The following is a 22,337-nucleotide window of genomic DNA, read 5'->3' on the forward strand; positions in this document are numbered from 1 at the left end:
GAATCCTGTGCGTCGGGAGGGGTGGGGCGGTGGGTCATGCCGTTTTGTCGCCGTAGACGGCCTTGGCGAGGGCGGCTACTACGCGGCCGGTGTTGGGGCCGAAGCTGAGCAGGACGGCGTCGGACATGTCGACGACGCGTTTGTTGCGGCCGGCGGGGGTTTGGGCGATGCCGGGGATTTTTGCCAGGCCGTCGACGCCGCCTACGGAGGCCAGGCCGTCGGACATGACGAGGATGACGTCGGGGGCGGCGGCGATGAGGGCTTCGCTGGTGATCGGGACGAAGGGTTCCTTGACGCCCGAGGCGGTGCCGGCGTCGGTGCCGCCGATCGCGGCGACCAGTGAATCCGCGCCGGAGCCGGGGCCCGCGATCATGGTGATGGCGGTGCTGCGCAGGTAGAGGAACGCCATGCGCAGTTTCGGGTCCTGCTGCGGCACCGTCGCGATGGCGGCGGCGATCTCGTCGTGGGTGCGCTGGCCGAGCTTCTTGCCCGCATCGGGGACGCCGAGCGCGTTGGCAACCGCTTCGATCTGCGGGACGACCGCGTCCATGGTGCGCTGTGGGTCGAAGTAGACGACAGTGATGCCCAATGCCTTCAGCTGATCACGCATGACCGGGGTGGCACTGGTGCTGTCGGTGAGGAATACCGACGGACGCTGCGCCGCAATAGCTTCCACACTCATGCTGCCCGATCCGCCGGCCACGTTCGGTACATCCTTGACGGCCGGGAACGCAGCGGAGGTGGAGCGCCCCACCAGTTTCGACCCCAGCCCGAGCGCGTACACCGTCTGGGTGAGGGTGCCGTACCGATCGACCGCGATGATCCGGCTCGCATCGGTGACAGTCACGTCGCCACCTTCGAAGGAGTGCACCGTCACCGGCAACGTCGGGGTCGGCTCAGGCCCGATCGGCACCGGATTCGTATCAGCGATGGCGGCGGTGGCGGGCCCGCGCTGGCCCGCCGCCGTCGGACCGCTGCTGCTGGTGCAGGCGGTGGCGCCGATCAGCACGGTCGCCCCGAGCAGCACCAGCAGTGTGCGCAGGACGACGCCGGATCGGGCACTCACGGAACACCTCATGCAGGTAAGGCTAGCCAGGGCTCATTCTGTCCGTGCACTGACGTCGCCCAGTGCGGCGGCAATGGCCCGGGGCAGCTCCAGGGTTTCCGCGGCCAGCACGCCGGTGAGCTGGCCGATATCGCGCGCGCCGACCACCATGGTCGCCACACCCGGCTGGTCGCGAATCCACGCCAGCGCCACCGCCAGCGGTGAGGTGCCCAGGCCGTCGGCGGCGGTCACCACCGCATCGACGACCCGCACCGCGCGGTCGTCCAGGCCGGCATTGATTTCGGCGGCGGTCGCCTCGTCCGCGCCGCGCGAGTCCGCGGGCACCCCGTCCCGGTATTTACCGGTGAGAATGCCGCCCGCGAGCGGTGCGGTGGCGATGATGCCGAGCCCGTGATGCTGTGCGGCAGGGACGAATTCGTGTTCGACGCCCCGCGCCAGCAACGAGTACGGGGTTTGCGCGGCGGTCAATGGCGCGGCCGCGGCGAGCGTCGCCAGCTGCCAGCCGTCGTAGCCGCGCACTCCGGCATAGCGCACGCGCCCGGTGCGCACGGCGTATTCGAGTGTGCCCGCGACCTCTTCGAGCGGGGTGTGCGGATCCCAGGCCGCGACGGTCCACAGATCCAGGTGATCGGCGCCCAGCAGCGACAGCGTCTGATCGAGCTGGCGCATCATGGTGCGCCGCGAGGCGTCGACCCTCCAGCGCACCGGGGCGGGCCCGGCGGCCGGATCCGAACGCACCGGCGTCTGCCCCGAGCACACACTCAGCACCAGATCCTCGCGCCCGATTTCCCGCACCAGCGGTCCGAGGATGCGTTGTGCCGCACCATCGCAATAGGCGGGTGAGGCGTCGACGAGAGTGCCGCCCGCTTCGGCGAAGGCGACCAATTGTGCGGCCGCGTCGTCGGTATCGGTCTCTCTGCCCCAGGTGTGAGTGGCCAGGCCGAGGCGGGAGACTCGAAGTCCGCTGCGCCCCACCGTCCGCTGTTCCATCACCGCGCTTGCACTTTCGTCACACGCGTCAGCCTAAGCGCACATGTCCCCGCAGCCCCGCTATGCCTCGCGCGGCACGTCGGGTGTTCGCGGTGGCCGTGGCCGCGGCGGCGGCGCGGCCTGTAGGGTCGCGGCGAGTTTGCGTACGGGTGCGCCAATTGCGTACCGGCAGCCGACGATTCGGAACTGGAGTGTGTGTGGGCGAGTCGATGACGTGGGTGCAGGCCCTGATTTTGGGTCTGGTGCAGGGCTTGACGGAGTTTCTGCCGATTTCGTCCTCGGCGCACATGCGCATCGTGTCGGCGGTGTTCTTCGGTGACGATGCGGGCGCGTCGTTCACCGCGGTCACGCAGCTCGGCACCGAGGCCGCGGTGCTGGTGTACTTCGCCAAGGACATCTGGCGAATCCTGGTGGCGTGGTGCACGACTGTGTGGTGGAAGCTGACCGCCTACCACCCACCGCAGCTGCCCCTGCACGAGCAGCCGACCACACATCTGCCCGTCTACACCGAGGACGGTGCGATCGAATTCGTGCTCGACGAGGACGAGCAGCGCGAGCTCGACTACCGCGTCGGCTGGTATGTGATCATTGCCACCGTGCCGATCGGCGTGCTGGGTTTCCTGCTCAAGGACCAGATCCGTACCGGCGCACGCAATTTGTGGTTGATCTCGACCATGCTCATCGTGTTCGCGCTGGTGATCGCCGTCGCGGAGTACTACGGCAGCAAGCGGCGCCCGATCGAGGAACTGACCACTCGCGATGGACTCATCATGGGTTTCGCGCAGTGCCTGGCGCTCATCCCGGGTGTGTCGCGATCGGGCGCCACCTCCTCGGCGGGCCTGTTCCTGGGCCTGACTCGCGGCGCGGCCGTTCGGTTCTCGTTCCTGCTGGCGATTCCGGCGGTGGTGGCCTCGGGCCTGTTCAGCCTGCCGGACGCGTTCGAACCCGCCGGTGAGGGCCTCAACGCGTCGGGCACCCAGATTCTGGTCGCGACCATCGTCTCGTTCGTGGTCGGTTATGCCTCGGTGGCCTGGTTGTTGCGCTTCGTCACCAAGCACTCGCTGGACTGGTTCGTCGGCTACCGCATCGTGCTGGGTCTGACGGTCATGGTGCTGCTGACGACCGGCGTCGTGTCCGCGACCTAACCAGTAGGCTGTCCCGGTGACGGTGATCCTGTTGCGGCACGGCGTCTCCACGTCGAACACTGCCCACACTCTGGCCGGCCGCAGCGCGGGCGTCGATCTGACCGACCGCGGGCGTGAGCAAGCGCAGATGGTCGCGCAGCGGCTCGGGGCGCTGCCGATCGAGCACATCGTGACCTCGCCGCTGCTGCGGTGTCAGCGCACCGTCGCTCCGCTCGCGGACAAGCTCGGTATCGAAGCCGAACCCGAGGAGCGGCTGCTCGAGGTCGATTACGGCGACTGGACCGGGCGGGCACTGTCCGAGCTGGTCAGCGAGCCGCTGTGGAAGATCGTGCAGCAGCATGCGTCGGCGGCGGTATTCCCCTCCGGAGAAGGTTTGGCGCAGGTGCAGTTCCGTGCCGTGTCCGCTGTGCGCGAACACGACCGCCTGTTGGCAGAGAAACACGGTACTGATGTGTTGTGGGTGGCGTGCACCCACGGAGATGTCATCAAGTCGTTGCTGGCGGATGCGTTCGGCATCCATCTCGACGGTTTCCAGCGGATCGTGGTCGAGCCGGCCTCGATCAGCGTGGTCCGCTACAGTCCGACCGCTCCGTACGTGTGGCGGTTGAACGACACCGGCACGGATCTGTCGACACTGGCGGCGATTTCGCCCCGCACCGGTGGTGAATCGAGATCCGGACCGGTACCCGGCGGCGAAACGGGCACTACAGGTAGTGGCGATAATGGGGTTACGGAGCGCCCCGAGTCTTAGTGGTGAGTGAGCTTTCAGGAGGTGCCATGGGCCGAGCAATCCATATTTTCCGCACCCCCGATCGTTTCATCGCCGGCACCGTCGGCGAGCCCGGCGACCGCGCTTTCTACCTGCAGGCCGTGCAGGACCCGCGCGTGGTGAGCGTGTTGCTGGAGAAGCAGCAGGTGAAGGTGCTGGCCGATCGGATGGGTCTGCTGCTGGACGAGGTGGCGCGCCGCTTCGGCACCCCGGTGCCGCCGCAAGCGGCCGCTGTCAGCGATGTCGCACCGCTGGTCACACCCATCGAATCCGAATTCCGGGTCGGCACCATGGGTTTGGGCTGGGACGCGGATGCGGGCGCGGTGGTGGTGGAGCTGCTGGCCATCACCGAAACCGAGGTCGACGAGTCGGTGGTGCTCGATGACACCGAGGAGGGCCCCGACGCAGTGCGGGTATTCCTGACCCCGATCCAGGCGCGCGAATTCGCCTTGCGTTCCACGCGGGTGATCGAGGCGGGCCGGCCACCGTGTCCGCTGTGCGGGGAACCGCTCTCGCCCATCGGCCATATGTGTGTACGCACCAACGGGTACAAGCGGGGCGATATCTTCGGCGCCACCACCGAGCTAGAGGACTGAATCTTGACCGACCACCCGCTGCACACCGCCGATCTGACGGTGATCGGGCAGGTCACCACCGCCAGCAATGTGACGCTGGTGTGCGAGACCGACCCCGCCGAGTCCGGCGGAGCGGCCGTGCGCGTGGTGTACAAACCGGTGCGCGGGGAACGGCCGCTGTGGGATTTCCCCGACGGCACCCTCGCACAGCGCGAAGTCGCCTCCTACGTGGTGTCGGAGGCCCTGGGCTGGGGCGTGATTCCCGAGACCGTGCTGCGGGACGGGCCGTACGGGCCGGGCATGGTGCAGCGCTGGATCGACAGCATCGACGAGGGCCCGGAACTGGTGGACCTGGTCGCGGTGGGAGAGATCCCCGAGGGCTATCGGGAGGTGCTGCGCGCCCTGGATCCCTCGGGTCATCCGGTGTCGCTGGTGCATGCCGACGATCCGCGACTGCTGCGCATGGCGGTCCTGGATGTGCTGATCAACAATGCCGACCGCAAGGGCGGTCATGTGCTGTCCGGGGACGACGGGCGGGTGTACGGGGTCGATCACGGCATCTGCCTCAATACTGAACCGAAGCTGCGCACGGTGCTGTGGGGGTGGGCGGGAGAAACGCTTGCCGACGAATTGCTCACCGACATCACAGTTTTGGTGAAAGCGATCTCCGGTGAGCTGGGCGGGCGACTGTCGGAGTTGATCACCGACGCGGAAGTGGAAGCGCTCGCGGCGCGCGGGCAGGCGTTGCTGGAACAACCGGTGCTCCCGCAACCGACGGGGCAACGCCCCATTCCGTGGCCCGCGTTCTGATCCGGCTGTGTCTGATCCGGCTGTGTCTGATCCGGCTGTGTCTGATCCGGCTGTGTCTGATCCGGCTGTGTCTGATTCAGCTGTGTCTGATTCAGCTGTGTCTGATTCAGAAAACGTTGCTTGCATCATGATTTCAACCATTGACGTGCGCTATCACCCCATTGAAGTGCAGGTCGGCACTGTCGTTCCCGGGTGGTCCGGGGTACCGGTGACCGGGGGCGCGCGCCTTGGACGCCGGTCACACAGTTAATCTCGATTCATGCAGTCCTGGTCCGATACCGCTGTCCCGACCGTCCCCGGATCCGGACCGGCGTTACGTTTGTTCGACACCGCCGACCGGCAGGTGCGCCCGGTGACCCCGGGTAAGACCGCCACCATGTACGTCTGCGGCATCACCCCGTACGACGCCACCCACCTCGGGCACGCCGCCACCTACCTGACCTTCGATCTGGTCAACCGTTTGTGGCGCGATGCCGGGCACGAGGTGCACTACGTGCAGAACGTCACCGATGTCGACGATCCCCTGTTCGAGCGCGCCGACCGTGACGGCATCGACTGGCGCGATCTGGGCACCCGGGAGATCAACCTGTTCCGTGAGGACATGGAGGCGCTGCGCGTGGTGCCGCCCGCACAGTACGTCGGCGCGATCGAATCGGTGCAGGAGGTGGTCGAACTGGTCGACAAACTGCTGGCGTCGGGGGCCGCGTATGTGGTCGACGATCCGCAGTACCCCGATATCTACTTCCGCCACGACGCCACCGAGCAGTTCGGCTACGAGTCCGGCTACGACCGGGCGACGATGGACCGGTTGTTCGCCGAGCGCGGCGGCGACCCGCAGCGCGCGGGCAAACGCGATCCCATCGACGCGCTGCTGTGGCGGGCCGAGCGCCCGGGTGAACCGTCCTGGCCGGCGCCCTTCGGTGCGGGCCGTCCCGGCTGGCATGTCGAGTGTGCGGCGATCGCCTTGAACCGGGTCGGCACCGAATTCGATATCCAGGGTGGCGGCAGCGACCTGATCTACCCGCACCACGAGTACTCCTCCGCGCACGCCGAAGCCCTCGTGAAGGGCCGCCGCTTCGCCCGCCACTACGTGCATGCCGGCCTCATCGGCCTGGACGGCGAGAAAATGTCCAAATCCCGCGGCAATCTTGTGCTGGTCTCCAAGCTGCGCCGCTCCGGCACCGACCCCTCCGCCATCCGGCTCGGGCTGTTCTCCGGCCACTACCGCCAAGACCGTGAATGGTCCGACGCAGTCCTGACCGAAGCCCTCTCCCGCCTCGACCGCTGGCGCTCCGCCGCCGCGCTCCCCTCGGGCCCGCCCGCCGAAGACACCGTCGCCCGCCTGCGCCAGCACCTGGCCGACGACCTCGACACTCCCAAAGCCCTTGCCGCCGTGGACAGCTGGGCCCAGCAGGCCCTCGAGTACGGCGGCCCGGACACCTCCGCCCCCGGCCTGATCCGCGACGCGGTCGACGCCCTGCTGGGCATCACCCTGTAGTCGAGGACCCTCGGGATCCACTCACACATAGCTCGTCTCATCGAAGGCCCCCGCTACGCCCACTGGGGTTCCGGTAGTAATCGCCGAAAAAACAACGGATATGGCGTAGGCCCTGGTCAGGGAGGCTTGCTGACTTAATCGTCGTTGGGGTGCTGAAGAACTTGCGCCTGCACAATGTGCGGGTTTCGAGAGGACTTTTGCGAGTGGTGGCCTGCGATTTCGTGATCGCCGCGGAGACGCTCGCAGAGCTCTCGCACCTGATCGTTTGTGAGAAGCCCTACCCGTCAAGAACTCGCCCGATTCTCGATCAGGGCTCGGCGACCAACCCCTGTTGCGGGTCGGAGTCCAGGACCCTGGTGGCGAAGTTCGCCAGCTGCGCCCGCATCCTTTCGCGCGGTATGCGCTCTTGTCCGGCCAGTTGCTCGACGAGGTCCGCTCGGATGGCGGCGAGTAGGGCGTGGGCGGTGAAGTCGCTGTCGGTCAGGCCGGGGATCTGCTCCAGTACGGCTTGGACCAAGCCGTGCCACCGCACGTAATGCTCGGCCTGATACGGGCTGCTGCTCCCGCTTTCCTCCAGGGCCAGCGCGAGGCGCCGGTTGTCGAGTTTGAAACACAGGACAGCGTCTAGCAGGGCGGGCACGCGCTGGTGCGGTGGGGTAGCGGGCCCCAAGGGAGGTGGTCCGGCTTCGATGGCCTTCCTGATCGGTTCGAGTCGCGCCTCGTACAGCGCGCGGAGCAGCCCGGCGCGGTCGCCGAAGGCCCGGAAGAGCGTGCCCTTGCCGACGCCGGCCGCTGCTGCGATGTCGGCCATGGTGATGTCGTCGGGACTCTCGCCGCGGGCGAAGAGGGTGTCGGCGGCCGCGAGGACGGCATTCCGGTTACGGGCGGCGTCCTTGCGGACCTTGTGCTCGGGCATGCGGTTCCTCCGTTTGCAAAGCGGACCCAGGGTCCGTATCGTCAAAAGCGGACCTAAGGTCCGGATTCTATGCGATGGAAGGAGAGCAATGTCCGCACCGACTTCTCCGGCGGATCTCTACCGCCACAGCCTGAGGCTGCTACTGGACAAGAACATCGCCGGGTGGGTGGGCCTGTGGGCCGAGGACGGCATCATGGAGTTCCCCTTCGCTCCACCGGGCTGGTCCGAGCGGCTGGAGGGCAAGGAGGCCATCGCGGCCTACATGCGCAGCTACCCCGATCACATCGATCTGCACGACTTCCCTGACCTGCGGATCCACCAGACCACCGATCCGGACACCATCGTGGTCGAGATGCGCGGCGTCGGCCGTCTGGTGCAGACCGACGCTCCCTTCGACATGACCTACATCGCCGTAGTCACGGTTCAGGACGGGCACATCGTCTCCTACCGTGACTACTGGAATCCCCTGGCCGTCCTCGAACCCGGCACCGACTTCACCGGGAGCCGCCGATGACCACCACCGGCGCCACTTTGGTCATCGGCGCCACCGGCACCACCGGCAGCCGCACCACAGCGCAGCTGACGGCCGCCGGTCACCGTGTCAAAGCGGCCAGCCGTCAAGCCACCCCGATCCCGGGCGCCGAGCCGGTTCTGTTCGACTGGTACGACCCGGCCACCCACACTGCCGCCCTCGACGGCGTCGACCGCATCTATCTCATACCGCCCGTGGGCGAGTCCGACCCGGCACCGGTCATGCTGCCTTTCCTCCGGCAGGCCCGCACCGGCGGTGTACATCGCGCGGTGCTGCTGAGCTCCTCGGCCATACCCGAGGGTGGCCCTGCGGTGGGAACGGTGCATCAGGCCCTGCCCGATCTGTTCGAACAGTGGGCGGTGCTGCGGCCCTCGTGGTTCATGCAGAACTTCACCGGCACGCACGCGCACGCCCTGAGCGTCCGTGAAGACGGCATTATCTGGACCGCGACCGGGAGCGGCCGGGTCGGCTTCATCGACGCCGAGGACATCGCGGCCGTCGCCGTCCACGCTCTGACCGACCAGCAAGCCCCCAATACCGACCTCGTCCTCACCGGGCCTGAGGCCCTCAGCTACGACGAGGTCGCCTCGATCGTCACCGAGGTCACCGGTCGGCCCGTGGTCCACCGCGGTCTGTCCTACGAGCAGTTGCGCGATCGCCTCACGGCGGTGGTCCCGGTGGAGTTCGCCGTGATGCTGGCCGGCATGGACCGTGCCATTGCCGAGGGGGCGGAGGACCGCGTCACCGACACTGTCCAGCGCCTCACCGGTCGGCCCGCGCGGGCTTTGCGCACGCTTTGTGAAAGGGAGATGCTGCGATGAAGCAGCTGATGTTCCCAGACGATCAGCAGTTCTGGTTCGAGACTCTGCGCACTCTCGGCCTGGCCGTCTACGGCGGCTCGGACGTCGGTGAAGTCGTCGCAACCGCCTCGCAGGTCACCTCAGGGGACTACGACGGCTGGCACGATGCCTGGCTGTCCACCGCCCAGCGTCTGGAGGCCGAGGCCCGCGCAAGCCACCCTGTCAGTGCCCGGGACGGGCTACTGCGTGCTTCCACCTACTACCGGGCGGCCGAGTTCTTCCTGCACGGCAACCCCAGCGACCCCCGCATCGACCACGCCTACCAGCGTGGTGTCGCTTGTTTCCGTGATGCCGTCACCAGCATCCCCGGTATCACCCCCGTACAGATCCCGTATGAGGGCACCGTGTTGCACGGCTACTTCTATCGGGCGACGGGTGAGGGCCCGAAGCCGACCGTGGTCATGCACAACGGATTCGACGGCGCCGCCGAGGAGTTGCATTTCTCCGGCGCTGTCGGCGGACAGGAACGTGGGTACCACGTCCTGACCTTCGACGGCCCCGGGCAGCCTGCGGCCATCCACCGGGACGGGCTGACCTTTCGACCGGACTGGGAGAACGTGGTCGGTCCCGTCCTGGACTTCCTCACCCACGACCCGAGCGTCGACCCGGCCCGCATCGCGCTGCTCGGCGTCAGTCTCGGCGGCTACCTAGCGCCCCGCGCGGCGGCCTATGAGCCACGCCTGGCCGCCGTCGCCGCTGTCGACGGTGTCTTCGACGCCGTTTCCGCTTTGACCGCGCACCTCCCGCTGCCGCACGATGAGGTGGTCCAGCGCGCGGCAGCCGAGCACGACGAGGAATTGGACCGGATGATCGCCGACGCCCGTGAGCAGAGCCCGACTCTGCGCTGGGCCTGCGACCACGGGCGCTACGTCACGGGGACCTCGACCGACCGGAAATTCCTGGCCGCGTACGCCCGCTACAACCTGGGCGACGGAAGCGCGGAAAAGATCACCTGCCCCGTGCTGGTGTGTGAGGCGACCGCTGACCTGTTCTACTCCGCCGGCAACGAGTCCGACGCTCGCAAGCTATACCGGCACCTCACCGCGCCGAAAAAGCTCTTGAGCTTCACCGAGGAAGAAGGCGGCGACGCCCACTGCCACCCGGGCGCGCTTCGCCTGGCGGTGGCACGCATCTTCGACTGGCTCGACGACACGATCTGACCCGTCCAACGTCATGCGGATCGTTGGGGTTGCGCACATCGGAAACGAATCGCCTCTCAGGTGGCAGGGCATCCAGGGGCAACGCGGGGTCCCAGGTCCAGCCGGGTGGTCCGCATCGCGCCGGCGGATCGAGGTCGAGCACCCAAAAGGGTGGCGGCTCTCGCCGATGTTTCGGACCCCGATCAGAACAGGGTGTCTCGCACGCGTAGTGGCCGGTACCCGGTAGGCCCGAGCTGGGCCAGTTCGGCATCGATGTCGACCTCTATCGCACCGAAGAAGTTGATGTTCTCGCTGTGCGCCGGGGACACATGAGCCAGCACCTCGTCATCCACCCGGCGGCCCTCACGCCGCATCTGCTCCACCGCGAGCCCGAAATACTCTGTCGTCCAGGCGATTACCGCATCAGCGCCAAGCCAAGCACTACCAGCCCAAACCTGCATCCCGAGCACGAAACTAATTCTCCACCAAAGGATTACGCCTATCCGTTGTTCTTTCGGCGATTCCTACCGGAACCCCCCACTCCGGCAGCGCGGGCCTTCGAGTTCTCGTACACGAGTGGCCCCTTCGCGGATCGGCGACAGTCGTTCTTGCCCAACGGGCGATCGGCTGGACCGCGCGGCCGGTGTGCACAGCGGGCTCAGCACCCACACCTGCGGCGCGCGCTCCGCCCCCGCCGGCTATCTCGCGGCAGGTACGGGGCCTGGTGCTGTGGGCCGGTTACCGTCCCTGCCGACGGACAGCGGGTGCTCGGCGGCCTGCGTATCGCCGCATCCGGCCTGAGCGGTCAGGAATCGGCGCACGGCAGCAAATTTTGCCGCCCACGCGGTTTTGCGACCGCTCAGGCCGCGCCGCGCCGACCACGTTCACCTCTGCCGTGCTGATCATCGATCCTGCGGTGGGCGGCAAGGGGATTGCTGGTCGCGAGGCTGGGGCGGGGCAGTTGTCTGCGCCCTCTCCCGCTCACGGCGTGTTGGCGATACGGTGAGGCCTAAATGCTCTCATCCTCAATGAGGAGGTTCGACGGTGACTGCGGTACCCGGGTTCGATAAATTCCGTGCTGTGCGCAAGCAGCTGCGTGCGGGCGGTGATCTGCTGGGGGCGGTGCGCCGGGATCCACGGATCGTGCGTGATCTGGTCGCCGGATTCACCGGGCGTGCCGCCCAGGAGGAGCCGGTAGACCTCGGGGAGCATATTCCGCCCGCCGGGTTGAGCGAGTTCACCCGCAGTGCGCACGCGCAGCAGGGTGTGGACAGCGATGCGGCGGCGACACTGGCGTATCTGCTGGATTTGCAGCAGATTCCGGAGTGGATCACCTTCCATGCGGGCTGGCGCGGGGAGGCTCCCGGGCAGGCCGAGGCCGGGCAGCAGTTCGGGCAGGTCGCGAAATTCATGGGCATTCCCGCGGAGCTGCGGTGGACGGTGGTCGAGACCGGCGATGCGGGGTTGCAGTTGCGTGGCACCGGGCCGCAGGGGTTGACCCTCGGTTTGTGGATCACGGTCGCGGCGCAGGGGCCTGGTGCGATCGTGTACCTGGATGCGGGTTTGGCCGGGCAGCCGATCGACGGTCCGCTCGGGGCGACGGTGGCGCGCAGTCTCGGTGATTCGCTGCGTGATTCCCTGGCCGCCCTGCCCGCGAAGGTCGCCGATTCCGGCACCAGTTCACGGCCCTCTCGTAAGGCGGTGCGGCACAAGGCTTCCGGTGTGGTGCTCGCGCCGACGACACCGGTGCTGGTGGGTGTGGGTCAGGTGGTGAACCGGGTTCCGGACTCGGGGTATGTGGATCCGTCGGCGCTGGCGGTGCGCGCCCTGCGCCAGGCGGCCGTCGATACCGGTGCCGGGCACGCTCTGCTGGCGCGCGCGGATGCGGTGTTCACCGTGGCCCCGACGTCCTGGCAGTACCGGGATCTGGGTGCGCTGGTCGCTGCCGCGGTCGGTGCGGGGCAGGTCGATACCGTGCAGTCGAGTCCGTTCGGTGGTGACGGCGGCCAGCTGGTGATCAATGAGGCGGCGGCCGCGATCGCGGCCGGTGACTACGACATCGTGCTGGTGACCGGCGCCGAGGCCGGTGCCACGCAGGCGGCGGCGCAGCGTGCGGGAATCGAACTGCCATGGCCGGTGCAGGATTCGGCCGTGCGGCCCACCCGCACCGTCGGCATCGACAAGCCTGCCAACAATGGCGCCGAGACCGCGGCGGGCCTGCTGGCCCCGATCAATATGTACGCCTTGCTGGAGTCGGCGAACCGGCATCGCCTGGGCCACACCCCGGCCGAGCATGCGCAGGCCGTCGCCGAGTTGTGGTCGCGATTGTCGGCGGTGGCGGCGGCGAATCCGAATGCGTGGCAGCCGCACGAGGCCGGCCCCGCCGAGATCGCGACCGTCACCGAATCCAATCGCATGATCTCCGCGCCGTATACGAAACTCGAATGCGCCAACCTGACCGTCGATATGGCCAGCGGCATCATCATGTGCAGCGCCGCCGCCGCGGAGGCAGCCGGTATTCCGCAGGACAAGTGGGTGTTCCTGCATGCGGGGGCCTCGGGCGCCGACGAGTGGTTCGTCACCGAGCGCACCGAATTGGCGGCCTCCCCGGCGATCCATGCGCTGGGTGCGGCGGTGCTCGAGCACACCGGGCTGAGCGCCGAGGACCTGACTCATGTCGATCTGTACGCCTGCTTCCCGGTGGCGGTGCAGATCGCCGCACGCGAACTGGGTTTGCCGATCGACGATCCCAAGCGTCCGCTGTCGGTGACCGGCGGGCTGACCTTCGGTGGCGGGCCGGGCAACAATTACGGCGGGCACGCGGTCGCGACCCTGGTGCAGCGGTTGCGGGAGGACCCTGCCGCGTTCGGGCTGGCCACCTCGCTGGGCTGGTATCTGACCAAGCACGCCATGGGCGTCTATTCGGCGACCCCGCCCGAGACCGCCTATCGGCATCTGACTCCGGTGATCGAGCATCCCCCGGCCCGGCGCGCCCGCACCGGCTACGAGGGTCCCGCCGTGGTGGAGGCCTACACGCTGCCCTACGGCCGCGACGGACTGCCCGAGGCTGCCATCCTGAGTCTGCTCACCGACAAGGGTGAGCGAATCCTGGTGCGCACCACCGAGTCCGGCACCTTGACCGCTCTCACCGACGATGACTGGCTGGGTCTGCCGGTGACCGTCACCGGCGATCAGGTCAGCGTCACCGGCACCGAGCGCCTCGAGTTGCCCGCACCGCCCCCGGCGCCGGTGCTCATCGAGCGCCGCGGCCACGTCATGATCATTACGATCAATCGCCCGCATGCCCGCAATGCCATCGATCTGGCGACCGCGCTGGGCCTGGAACGCGCCATCGACGCCTACGAGGCCGACCCGCATGCCCGGATCGCCATCCTCACCGGTGCGGGCGGATATTTCAGTGCCGGAATGGATCTCAAGGCCGCCGCCCGCGGCGAGGTGCCGATCACCGAGAAGCGCGGCATCCTGGGCATCGTCTCGCAGCCCCCGCGCAAACCCCTCATCGCCGCGGTGGAGGGTCCCGCGCTGGCGGGTGGCTGTGAACTGGCCCTGGCCGCCGATCTCATTGTGGCCGCGGAGAATTCGACGTTCGGCATCCCCGAGGTCAAACGCGGTCTGGTCGCGGTGGGCGGCGGTGTACTGCGCCTGTCCCAGCGCCTGCCCCGCGCCCTCGCCATGGAGTTGACGCTCACCGGTGACCCCATCACCGCCGCCCGCGCCGCCGCCCTGGGCCTGATCAACCAGGTCGCCGCACCGGGCAAGGCCCTGGACGCCGCGCTGGAGCTGGCCGAGCGCATCGCCGTGAACGCACCCCTGAGCATCGAGGCGGGCAAGCAGATCATCGACCAGTGCCCGGATTGGTCCACCGCCGAAGCCTTCTCCCGTCAGGGCCAGGTCGCCGCGGCCGCCCTGTCCTCCGAAGATGCCGGCGAAGGTATGCGCGCCTTCGTCGAAAAACGCTCCCCGGTGTGGCGCGGCCGCTGACGCCGGACCTCCATGCGCTCGATATCCCTCACATCGAGGAATCTCACCGCGGCGGGATGGCACCGCCGATCGCGGCTGGCGGGTCGAGCCCGGCGTGGTCGCATGCTGACGAACTGCGCCGGGTGTGACACCCGCGGCGGATGCGGTACGTCGGCGGGCACTCCGGACGTACGGGACGGCAATAGCTTTGGCATCGGGCGGGACGGCGGTGACGCTCCCACTGAGCGGATGCAATCGCGGGCGATCGCGCGGATCGAGCGGTGAGCAAATATGGTGTCGCACAGCTGTTCTCGGCCGGTCACGCGGCCGGGAGCGCTGGTATGTGAATGATCGACGGCCTCGCCCGGAACGTGAGCGGTGGCCGAGTTCGAAGAGAGGTACCTATGACATCGGCTGATTCCGGTGAGTCCGCGCTCGAACTGCGCCGTGACGGGATGGTGTTGTCGGCCCGGCATTTCGGCGCCGATGACGGGCCGCTGGTGATGCTGTTGCACGGGTTTCCCGATACCCCGCACAGTTGGGACGGGCTGATTCCGGCGCTGGTGGGTGCCGGGTATCAGGTGCTGACGCCGTGGTTGCGCGGGTATACGCCCGATTCGGCGGTGCGGGGCGCACGGTACGACCTGATGGCGGTGGCCGAGGATATTGCCGCCTGGCATCGTGCGCTGGGTGGGCCGCCGACCCATCTGGTCGGTCACGATTGGGGTGCGTTCGCTGCCACGATTTTGGCGAAACAGCATCCGAAGCAATGGCTTTCGCTGACATTGCTGGCGATTCCGCCGTTCGGTGGCGGGTTCGCGCCGGGGGCCGCACGGTATCTGCCACGACAGGTGCTGATGTCCTCCTACATCCCGGTCATGCAATCGGGAGCCTCGCCGCGGCTGCTGAATCGTGACGGTGCGGCATTCGTGCGGCGGCTGTGGCAGCGCTGGTCACCGGGCTGGGAGTTCACCGACGCCGAATTCGCGCCCACCGCAAGCGTTTTCACCGACCGCGAAACGGCGTGGGCGACCACCCGCTACTACCGCTCCCTGTTCACGGTGCATCGCGCCCCGACCCGGGAATTCCATCGCCTGCTGCTCGCCGCCCCCGCCCCGATCCCGACCCTCGCCCTGGCCGGGCAGCGCGACGGGTGCATGTCACCGGATCTGCAACGCGTCCTCTCCGTAAGCGCCGGTGTCCCCGCCGCACAGATCCCCGACAGCGGCCACTTCCTGCATGCCGAACAGCCCGCAGCCGTCGCCGCACACCTGCTGCCACACCTGCACGCGCATTCCCGTTGGCCATAGACCCGATTCCTCAGCTGTGAGCCCGATTCCGAGCAGACCACGCCCACACGTGGGTGCGCCGATTCGGTTGCGGCAGCGGCCGTCGACGAGAGCCCAGGCCACCGGACTGCGCCTGTAGCCGCTGCCGGGGTTCGCGGTAGTTATCGCCGAATCGCACGCAGTTCGAGATGTTGCCCGGTCGAGAGTGATTCGGTGGTCCGAGACGCATGGGCCGCCGATCCGGTCAGTGCCCCGAGTACGCGCCGGCGTCGATGTCCTCGATGAGGGTCGGTCCGGTGGGCGTCCAGCCGAGCAGTTCCCGCGTTCGGGTGCTGCTCGATGCCAAGTCCATGGCGAAGAAGGTGCTCATCCAGCCGAAGTGGTCCTGGAGGTCCTCGGGGGCGATCGAGGCGACGGGCAGGTCGAACCTGCGGCCGATCGCCTCCGCGATCTCGCGGGTGGTGACACCCTGTTCGGCGACCGCATGCAGGCGGGCGCCCGCAGGCGCCTTCTCGAGGCCGAGGGCGGTGAGGCGAGCCGCGTCGGATCGGTGCACGGCGGCCCATCGGTTGGTCCCGTCACCGGGGTAGCCGGAGAGGCCCTTCGCGCGGGCGACCGCGGCGATGATCGCGATGAATCCGTGGTCGCGGGTGCCGTGCACGGTGGGTGCGAAGCGCAGGCTCACACTGTGCACGCCACGGTCGACGAACTCGAGCCCCAGGTTCTCGCTGCCGCCGCGCGGGGAGTCCGGGCCGTGTGCCGGGGACGCGTCGTCCTCGGTGGCGGGCCTGCCCTGCGCGAGGCCGGCGACGCCCGCTGCGAACAGGAACGGCCGGTCGCTGCCTGCGAGGGTGTCGCCGATGGTCTGCACTGCGGCCCGCTCGGCCGCGCTCGACACGGCCGGGTTGGCGAAGTCATGTTTGTTCGCGAGATGGATGACGGCCTCGGCGTCCTGCGCGCCGGCGCGGATGCTCCCGAGGTCGTCCAGGTCCCCGCGGCGGACATGGACGCCTTGGGCTTCGAGGGCCGCGGCGGAGGCGTCGGACCTGGCCAGTCCGGAAACCTTGTGGCCGTGGGCAATCAGTGCATCGACCGTGGCGGAGCCGATCCATCCGGAGGCTCCAGTGACGAAAACGTGCATGGTGTGATCTCCTACGCCGCCCCGCCGGTGAACGGGGCGATTGATCCGAGCGGTGGGTACCGCAACTGATGTCAGTCACTGACATACCTTACTCCTTCATGTCAGTGACTGTCATCGCTACACTCGACCGCATGGCACGTTGGGAACCGGGAGCCCCGGAGCGGCTGCAGAAGGCAGCGCTCGAGCTGTTCGCCACCCGCGGGTACGAGCAGACGACCGCCACCGAGATCGCACAGTCCGTCGGCCTGACCGAGCGCACCTTCTTCCGCTACTTCAGCGATAAGCGCGAAGTCCTGTTCCACGGGCAGGACGCATTCGTGCAGGCGTTCCTCACCGGCGTGGACACCGCGCCACCGGATGCCCCTCCGCTCGAGATCGTCGCCTGCGCCCTGCAGTCCGCGGCGTCCTCGTTCCCGGACGAGCGCCGACCCCACTCCCGCACGCGACAATCGGTGATCGAACAGAATCCGGCACTGCGAGAACGCGAGTCACACAAGCTCGCCGGCCTTTCCACGACCCTCGCCGACGCCCTGCGCGCCCGTGGCGTCGAGGACCTCGCCGCCACCCTGGCCGCGGAGTCGGGCGCCACCGTCTTCGGGATCGCGTTCACCCGATGGATCCGCGAGGGCGAGCAGCGATCGCTCGCCGACCTCTGCGCGGACGTGCTGCGCGAGCTGCTCATCCTGGCCGCACAGGCGACGGCCGCACGCAGCATCCCGTGACCGACTGAAGGCGGATGCCACCGGGTGCGCGAGTCAGCTCCGGCTGCGCTTGCACGGGCTGTGGTGTGCGGCAACCAGGCTCAACGAACAGGAGGTAGCGGCGCCACACCGTGCGCGCCACACCGCGGAGGGCGAGGCACGGTCACGCCGGTCCCGAGGGGACCTTCTTCGGATAGCCTGCGCGGCCTGCGGCGAGGATGTCCGCGAGCATGGCCCGGAAGGTGGGGCATTCCATGTGACTGGGGGCAGGGCAGGCGGCGGCGTGGCGGAGACTGTCGCGCATGGCGGCGAGCTGGGTGATGGTGTGGTCGAGTTCGTCGGCGCGGGCGCTGAGCATGGCGCGGTCGATATCGGGGCGGCCGTCGGGGGCGAACATGTGCGCGATGTCGTCGAGGGAGAAGCCGGCGGCGCGGCCCATGCCGATCAGGGCGAGCTGGTCCAGGACCGCGGGGGCGAAGAGGCGGCGCTGGCCGCGCCTGCCGGTGGAGGCGATGAGTTTCTTCTCCTCGTAGTACCGCAGCGTGGACGCGGGTACTCCCGAGCGGGCGACCACGTCACCGATATCCAGGTCCACGGCAACCCCTTGACCTCAAGTCGACTTGAACTGACAGAGTGGAGTTTCCACGTCCGGTGTCAGCAAGTAAAGGAGACTCCCATGGTCACCCAGCCGCAGCCCGCCGAGCAGACGACGCTATGGAACGGCCGGTCCGGGCAGGCATGGTCGCAGTCGGTGGGGCTGATGGATCAGGTGCTGCAACCCTTCGAAACCCTGCTGCTGGAATCGATCGCCGCCGGGTCGGGTGTGCGGATCCTGGATGTGGGGTGTGGTGCGGGCGCCACGACGCTCGCCGCCGCCCACCGCGTGGGGCCCGCCGGCGCGGTGGTGGGCGCCGATATCTCCGAGCCGATGATCACCGCCGCCCGTGCCCGTGTGGACGCTGCGCAGGCCCCGGTGAGTTTCGTGCTCGGTGACGCCCAGACCTATGCGTTCGATGCGGCGAGCTTCGATCTGATCATGTCCCGCTTCGGTGTCATGTTCTTCCCCGATGCGGTGGCGGCCTTCACGAACCTGCGCCGCGCCGCCCGCGACAGCGCCGCGCTGCGATTCCTGTGCTGGCGCGGCGTCGCGGAGAACCCGTTCATGACGACCGCCGAGCGCGCCGCAGCTCCACTGCTGCCGAATCTTCCTGCGCGCCAACTCGATCAGCCCGGCCAGTTCGCCTTCGCCGACGAGCAGCGGGTGCGCGCCATTCTCGACCAGAGCGGCTGGAGCGCTATCGGTTTCCGGCCGGTCGATGTGGAATGTGTGCTGCCCGAACAAGAGCTGATCCGCTACTTCACCCAGTTCGGCCCCGTCGGCTTGCACCTGCCCGACGTGGACGAGGCGACGCGCACCGAGGTCGTGCGGACCGTGCGCGCCGCCTTCGAACCGTTCGTACACGGCGACCAGGTCCGCTTCACCGCCGCCTGCTGGGTGGTCGACGCCGCCGCCTGATCCCACATCCCCCGACTGCGGCACATCACGACCAACAGGTGACAACAGCCGCGCGCTCGAGCTGCTCTATCGCGGCGCAGCGACCGCCTACCACCGACCTACAGCGTGGTCAGCGCCGCGACAGCGTCGGCGAACATGACGTGCTTGATCGCGGCGAAGGTGCCCGGATCCTTCGCGCCGAGCGGAGTGAGCAGTCCCCGTGCGGTATCGGTGACCTCGGCCTCGGGTGCGGTGGCGTCGATGAGGTCGTAGGCGAGGGCTTCCGGTGCCGGGAATCGGTGCCCGGTGGTCATGGACGCGATCGCCGATTTGGGGGTGAGTTTGGATTGGATGAGCGCCGCCATGCCCTTGGTGAAGGGGATGCGGATATCGGCTTCGGGGAAGCAGAAGTAGCCGCGGTCGGTGCGCATGACCCGGAAGTCGTGGGCGATGGCGAGCATGGCGCCGGCGCCGAAGGCGTGCCCGGGCAGCGCGGCGGCGGTGGGCAGCGGGAAGGCCAGCACGCGTGCCAGCAGCGCCTGCACCTGGCCCACATACCAGTCGGCGCGATCGCCATTGGCGCTGAGCCATTCCAGGTCCAGGCCGTTGGAGTAGAACTTGCCGCTCGCGGTGGTGAGCAGGGCGTGCGACCCGTCGGAGGCGGCCGTGTCGAGGGCGGCGTTGATCTGGTCGAGAAGTGCTGGGGAGAAACGGTTTTCGTCCCCGCCGAGGTCGAGGACGGCGATCTTGTCGTGGTGGGTGAGGGTGACGGTCATCGGTTGTCCTTCGCGGGTTGTGGCTTCTGTGGTGGTGGTCCGACGGCGAGCACCGCACGCACGGCGGCACGCAATTGTTCGCGGGCGAGAGGTGCGGCGAAGCGGTCGCGTTCGATGAGGATCGCGGTGGGCAGATCGACCAGGCAGATGGTCAGGACGTCGACGGCGGCGCCGTCGGCGCGCCCCCACAGCTCGCGGGCCAGCCGCTTCATGAGCGCGATCAGCGCACGCTGGGGAACGTCGAGTGCCTCGCGCACCGGATCGGACAGGTCTTCGTCATCGAGCAGGTCTTCGCGGCGCACGGTGAAGAACATTTTTGTCGAGAGCGGGAACCGGTGCGCGAAGTCGGCGGGCGCTTCGGCCGCCGCGATCACCGCCTCGTCACCGGTATGCCCCTGCACGAGATCGGCCTGCAGGCTGATGAATCGTTCGGCGGCGCGAATCCAGGTGCGTGCCAGCAGTTCCGCCCGGGAGGCGAAGGTGTGGTAAATCGCGCCGTTGGAGACGCCGGTGGCGGCCGCGACCGCACGAATGGTGACCGCGGCGGGCCCGGACCGTGTCGCGAGCGCCTCGGCGGCATCGAGCACCGTATCGGGGTCGTGCATGCGCGGTCTGGGCATACCTCGAACATAACAGAGCAGATGCTCCGTTACTACGGTGGTATGCGCCACGCGGGGGCCGGCGAGCGCCGCGACCGCGGACCACCGATCGGCCGCACCGCCGGGTGCGCTCCGGCGTTATGGACCGTGCCGATCCCGGCGGTGATGCCTATCGATCACCGCCACACGCTGTTCGCTACTGCGGTGCGGGTTCGTGCACGCCGTCGGCCAGGACCGCGGCGTACATGCTTTCGATCTCGGCGCCGTATTTCTCGGCGATCGGGTTGCGCCGCAGTTTCATCGTCAGGGTCACTTCGTCCCCGCCGGGCTCCCAGAAGGTCGGCAGGATGGTGAACCGTTTGATCTGCTCCACGCGCGAGAGGTGCGCATTGCCGGCGGCGACCCCGCGCGCGATCTCGGCGATCAGACCTTTGTCGGCCGCTAGCGCCGCCGCGGACGCGTCGGTCAAACCATGTTGCGCCGCATAGGGTTCCGCGGATTCGACGTCGAGCACGATGAGCGCGGTGTTGTAGGAGCGGCGGTCCCCGATGGTGGCCAGGGCGCCGATCAGCGGGGCGGCGGCTTTGATGGTGTTCTCGATATTGGCCGGGGACATGTTCTTGCCACCGGAGCTGATGATCAGTTCCTTCTTGCGGTCCACCACCCGCAGGTAGCCGTCGGCGTCCTCGGTGATGATGTCGCCGGTGTAGAGCCAGCCGTCATCCAGGGCATCGGCGGTCTTCTGCGGTTCCTGCCGGTATTCGCGCATGACGAGCGGCCCGCGCACCAGGAATTCACCGTCTTCGGCGATCTTCGATTCCAGCCCGGGCAGCAGTTTGCCGACGGTGCCCAAACGCGCCTGTGCGGGCGGGCTGACACTGGCCACGCACGTCAGCTCCGACATGCCCCACACCTCGGAGATGGGAATACCGAGCCCGAAGAAGAACCCGAGCGTCTCGGCCGGAATCGGCGCGGCCCCCGACAGCGCCCATTTGAGTTGATCCAGACCGAGTTTGGCGCGCAGCTTGGACAGCACGAGCTCATCGGCATGCGCCCATTCGGCGGCTTGCACATCATCGAGCGGCGCCCCCGCCAATTGCGCGGCCGCCTTCCGCCCCGCCACTTCCAGGGCCCACTCCAACGCCGCCCGCTTGTCCGCGTCAGCTTCGCCTGCGACCGAGAATTCCACTGCCGCTTTGAGTTTCTCCCACACCCGTGGCACCGCACCCCAGATAGTGGGCCGGGCGTCGATGAGCGCGGCAGGCAATTGCGTGCGATCGGGCACGGTGGTGATCTGACTGCCGTAGTACTCGTGCAGGTAGAGGTTCGTCACCCGGTCGGCCATATGCGCGGTCGGCAGATACGAGGTGATGCGATCGCCGAACTCCACCGGCATGACCGATGCGTACGCCTGGCATTCGAAGGCCAGATTGGCGTGGCTGATCTCCACACCCTTCGGATTGCCGGTGGTCCCGGAGGTGTAGCAGAGCGTGACGATGTCCTCGGGTGTCACCGCCTGCCAGGTGGCCTCGAAATCGAAGTCCTGGCGCACCAGCGACGTCATCTGCGCCACCGACAGCGTGCCCGGCACCGGCCGGTCTACACACACGATCGTTTCGATGGGCACCCCGCTGGCGCGAATCCGATCCACGTATTGCGCTTCGCAGATGACGATCCGATTCCCGGCATTGGTGAACACATAGTTCAGTTGCTGCGGCGAGAGCGTGTTGTACACCGAGAACGAGGTCGCCCCACTGTGCTGCGCCCCCACCTCCAGGGGATAGAACTCCACCCGATTGGCCATCATCAAGGCGACGGTGTCCCCGCGCCCGACCCCCAGCGCATGCAACCCGCCCGCCACCGCCCGCACCTGCTCGGCATACTCCCGCCAGGTCAGCGACTGTTGCCCGCCGACCGACCGCACCGCCACCGCCTCCGGGTCGATCGCAGCGGTCTGCTGGAATGCGGCAGGGGACGTATTCGGTTTTGTCATCACAGCTCTCGATCCACTCACCGACACCTTCCCAGACAGTAGATCGTGCCGGGCTCGGATGT

At 68.1% G+C, this 22,337-nt stretch carries 21 protein-coding genes; 12 read left to right on the plus strand and 9 right to left on the minus strand.

Annotated features, from left to right (window positions below):
* Nucleotides 1-34 precede the first annotated feature (34 nt).
* Entirely contained in the window at nucleotides 35-1,078 is a 1,044-nt protein-coding gene (locus JWN03_RS20380) for a heme/hemin ABC transporter substrate-binding protein (protein WP_297617224.1), read from the minus strand.
* 21 nt (nucleotides 1,079-1,099) lie between these two features.
* Nucleotides 1,100-2,056: an aldo/keto reductase gene (locus tag JWN03_RS20385; RefSeq protein ID WP_297617226.1), complete on the minus strand. Its 957-nt coding sequence runs from the start codon at nucleotides 2,054-2,056 to the stop codon at nucleotides 1,100-1,102.
* Between the two features lie 209 nt (nucleotides 2,057-2,265).
* Here JWN03_RS20385 and JWN03_RS20390 point away from each other — a divergent pair, with 209 nt between their 5' ends.
* From JWN03_RS20390 to mshC, 5 genes are all read left to right on the plus strand, one after another.
* Complete coding sequence (locus tag JWN03_RS20390; protein ID WP_366914456.1) at nucleotides 2,266-3,201, plus strand: undecaprenyl-diphosphate phosphatase; 936 nt, start codon at nucleotides 2,266-2,268, stop codon at nucleotides 3,199-3,201.
* Nucleotides 3,202-3,217: 16 nt separating this feature from the next.
* Nucleotides 3,218-3,952 (plus strand): histidine phosphatase family protein, encoded by a 735-nt coding sequence (locus tag JWN03_RS20395; protein WP_297617232.1) that lies wholly within the window; start codon nucleotides 3,218-3,220, stop codon nucleotides 3,950-3,952.
* A 26-nt stretch (nucleotides 3,953-3,978) separates the two neighbouring features.
* The gene (locus JWN03_RS20400; RefSeq protein WP_297617235.1) at nucleotides 3,979-4,566 is read left to right on the plus strand and encodes a DUF3090 domain-containing protein; all 588 of its coding nucleotides are present in this window, start codon (nucleotides 3,979-3,981) and stop codon (nucleotides 4,564-4,566) included.
* A gap of 3 nt (nucleotides 4,567-4,569) precedes the next feature.
* Complete coding sequence (locus JWN03_RS20405) at nucleotides 4,570-5,355, plus strand: SCO1664 family protein (RefSeq protein WP_297617238.1); 786 nt, start codon at nucleotides 4,570-4,572, stop codon at nucleotides 5,353-5,355.
* 259 nt (nucleotides 5,356-5,614) lie between these two features.
* On the plus strand, nucleotides 5,615-6,853 hold the full coding sequence (gene mshC, locus JWN03_RS20410; protein ID WP_297617241.1) for a cysteine--1-D-myo-inosityl 2-amino-2-deoxy-alpha-D-glucopyranoside ligase: 1,239 nt from the start codon (nucleotides 5,615-5,617) through the stop codon (nucleotides 6,851-6,853).
* Nucleotides 6,854-7,160: 307 nt separating this feature from the next.
* On the opposite strand, the gene JWN03_RS20415 is transcribed toward mshC, so the two are convergent.
* Entirely contained in the window at nucleotides 7,161-7,769 is a 609-nt protein-coding gene (locus tag JWN03_RS20415; protein WP_297617244.1) for a TetR/AcrR family transcriptional regulator, read from the minus strand.
* Nucleotides 7,770-7,857: 88 nt separating this feature from the next.
* Between JWN03_RS20415 and JWN03_RS20420 the strand changes: the two genes are divergently transcribed.
* From JWN03_RS20420 to JWN03_RS20430, 3 genes are read left to right on the plus strand one after another with little or no spacing between them, the layout of a single operon-like run.
* Nucleotides 7,858-8,283: a nuclear transport factor 2 family protein gene (locus tag JWN03_RS20420; RefSeq protein ID WP_297617247.1), complete on the plus strand. Its 426-nt coding sequence runs from the start codon at nucleotides 7,858-7,860 to the stop codon at nucleotides 8,281-8,283.
* Nucleotides 8,280-9,122 (plus strand): NmrA family NAD(P)-binding protein, encoded by an 843-nt coding sequence (locus tag JWN03_RS20425; protein WP_297617250.1) that lies wholly within the window; start codon nucleotides 8,280-8,282, stop codon nucleotides 9,120-9,122. The genes JWN03_RS20420 and JWN03_RS20425 overlap by 4 nt, the downstream gene beginning before the upstream one ends.
* Entirely contained in the window at nucleotides 9,119-10,321 is a 1,203-nt protein-coding gene (locus tag JWN03_RS20430) for an alpha/beta hydrolase family protein (RefSeq protein WP_297617253.1), read from the plus strand. Before JWN03_RS20425 ends, JWN03_RS20430 begins: the two co-directional genes overlap by 4 nt.
* 182 nt (nucleotides 10,322-10,503) lie before the next feature.
* On the opposite strand, the gene JWN03_RS20435 is transcribed toward JWN03_RS20430, so the two are convergent.
* Nucleotides 10,504-10,770: a Tn3 family transposase gene (locus tag JWN03_RS20435; RefSeq protein ID WP_366914454.1), complete on the minus strand. Its 267-nt coding sequence runs from the start codon at nucleotides 10,768-10,770 to the stop codon at nucleotides 10,504-10,506.
* A gap of 574 nt (nucleotides 10,771-11,344) precedes the next feature.
* Here JWN03_RS20435 and JWN03_RS20440 point away from each other — a divergent pair.
* Complete coding sequence (locus JWN03_RS20440) at nucleotides 11,345-14,302, plus strand: crotonase/enoyl-CoA hydratase family protein (RefSeq protein WP_297617259.1); 2,958 nt, start codon at nucleotides 11,345-11,347, stop codon at nucleotides 14,300-14,302.
* A gap of 383 nt (nucleotides 14,303-14,685) precedes the next feature.
* Nucleotides 14,686-15,591: an alpha/beta fold hydrolase gene (locus JWN03_RS20445; RefSeq protein WP_297617262.1), complete on the plus strand. Its 906-nt coding sequence runs from the start codon at nucleotides 14,686-14,688 to the stop codon at nucleotides 15,589-15,591.
* Nucleotides 15,592-15,814: 223 nt separating this feature from the next.
* Here the strand turns inward: JWN03_RS20445 and JWN03_RS20450 are convergent, their stop codons facing one another.
* Nucleotides 15,815-16,711: an SDR family oxidoreductase gene (locus JWN03_RS20450; RefSeq protein ID WP_297617265.1), complete on the minus strand. Its 897-nt coding sequence runs from the start codon at nucleotides 16,709-16,711 to the stop codon at nucleotides 15,815-15,817.
* A 131-nt stretch (nucleotides 16,712-16,842) separates the two neighbouring features.
* On the opposite strand from JWN03_RS20450, the gene JWN03_RS20455 reads away from it, so the two are divergent.
* Nucleotides 16,843-17,433 carry a TetR family transcriptional regulator gene (locus JWN03_RS20455; protein WP_297617268.1) on the plus strand — a complete coding sequence of 197 codons (591 nt, stop codon included), beginning with the start codon at nucleotides 16,843-16,845 and terminating at the stop codon, nucleotides 17,431-17,433.
* 142 nt (nucleotides 17,434-17,575) lie between these two features.
* On the opposite strand, the gene JWN03_RS20460 is transcribed toward JWN03_RS20455, so the two are convergent.
* On the minus strand, nucleotides 17,576-18,007 hold the full coding sequence (locus tag JWN03_RS20460; RefSeq protein WP_297617271.1) for a helix-turn-helix domain-containing protein: 432 nt from the start codon (nucleotides 18,005-18,007) through the stop codon (nucleotides 17,576-17,578).
* Between the two features lie 81 nt (nucleotides 18,008-18,088).
* Between JWN03_RS20460 and JWN03_RS20465 the strand changes: the two genes are divergently transcribed.
* Nucleotides 18,089-18,928 carry a class I SAM-dependent methyltransferase gene (locus tag JWN03_RS20465; RefSeq protein ID WP_297617274.1) on the plus strand — a complete coding sequence of 280 codons (840 nt, stop codon included), beginning with the start codon at nucleotides 18,089-18,091 and terminating at the stop codon, nucleotides 18,926-18,928.
* A gap of 98 nt (nucleotides 18,929-19,026) precedes the next feature.
* Here JWN03_RS20465 and JWN03_RS20470 read toward each other — a convergent pair whose 3' ends face one another.
* The 3 genes from JWN03_RS20470 to fadD11 form a co-directional block, all read right to left on the minus strand.
* Nucleotides 19,027-19,683 carry an enoyl-CoA hydratase-related protein gene (locus JWN03_RS20470; protein ID WP_297617276.1) on the minus strand — a complete coding sequence of 219 codons (657 nt, stop codon included), beginning with the start codon at nucleotides 19,681-19,683 and terminating at the stop codon, nucleotides 19,027-19,029.
* Nucleotides 19,680-20,303 (minus strand): TetR/AcrR family transcriptional regulator, encoded by a 624-nt coding sequence (locus JWN03_RS20475; protein WP_297617279.1) that lies wholly within the window; start codon nucleotides 20,301-20,303, stop codon nucleotides 19,680-19,682. Before JWN03_RS20475 ends, JWN03_RS20470 begins: the two co-directional genes overlap by 4 nt.
* A gap of 175 nt (nucleotides 20,304-20,478) precedes the next feature.
* Nucleotides 20,479-22,275 (minus strand): fatty acid--CoA ligase FadD11, encoded by a 1,797-nt coding sequence (gene fadD11, locus JWN03_RS20480; protein ID WP_297617282.1) that lies wholly within the window; start codon nucleotides 22,273-22,275, stop codon nucleotides 20,479-20,481.
* Nucleotides 22,276-22,337 lie beyond the last annotated feature (62 nt).

The organism is Nocardia sp. (assembly GCF_025465275.1).
In the GTDB taxonomy this organism is placed as follows: Bacteria; Actinomycetota; Actinomycetes; order Mycobacteriales; family Mycobacteriaceae; genus Nocardia.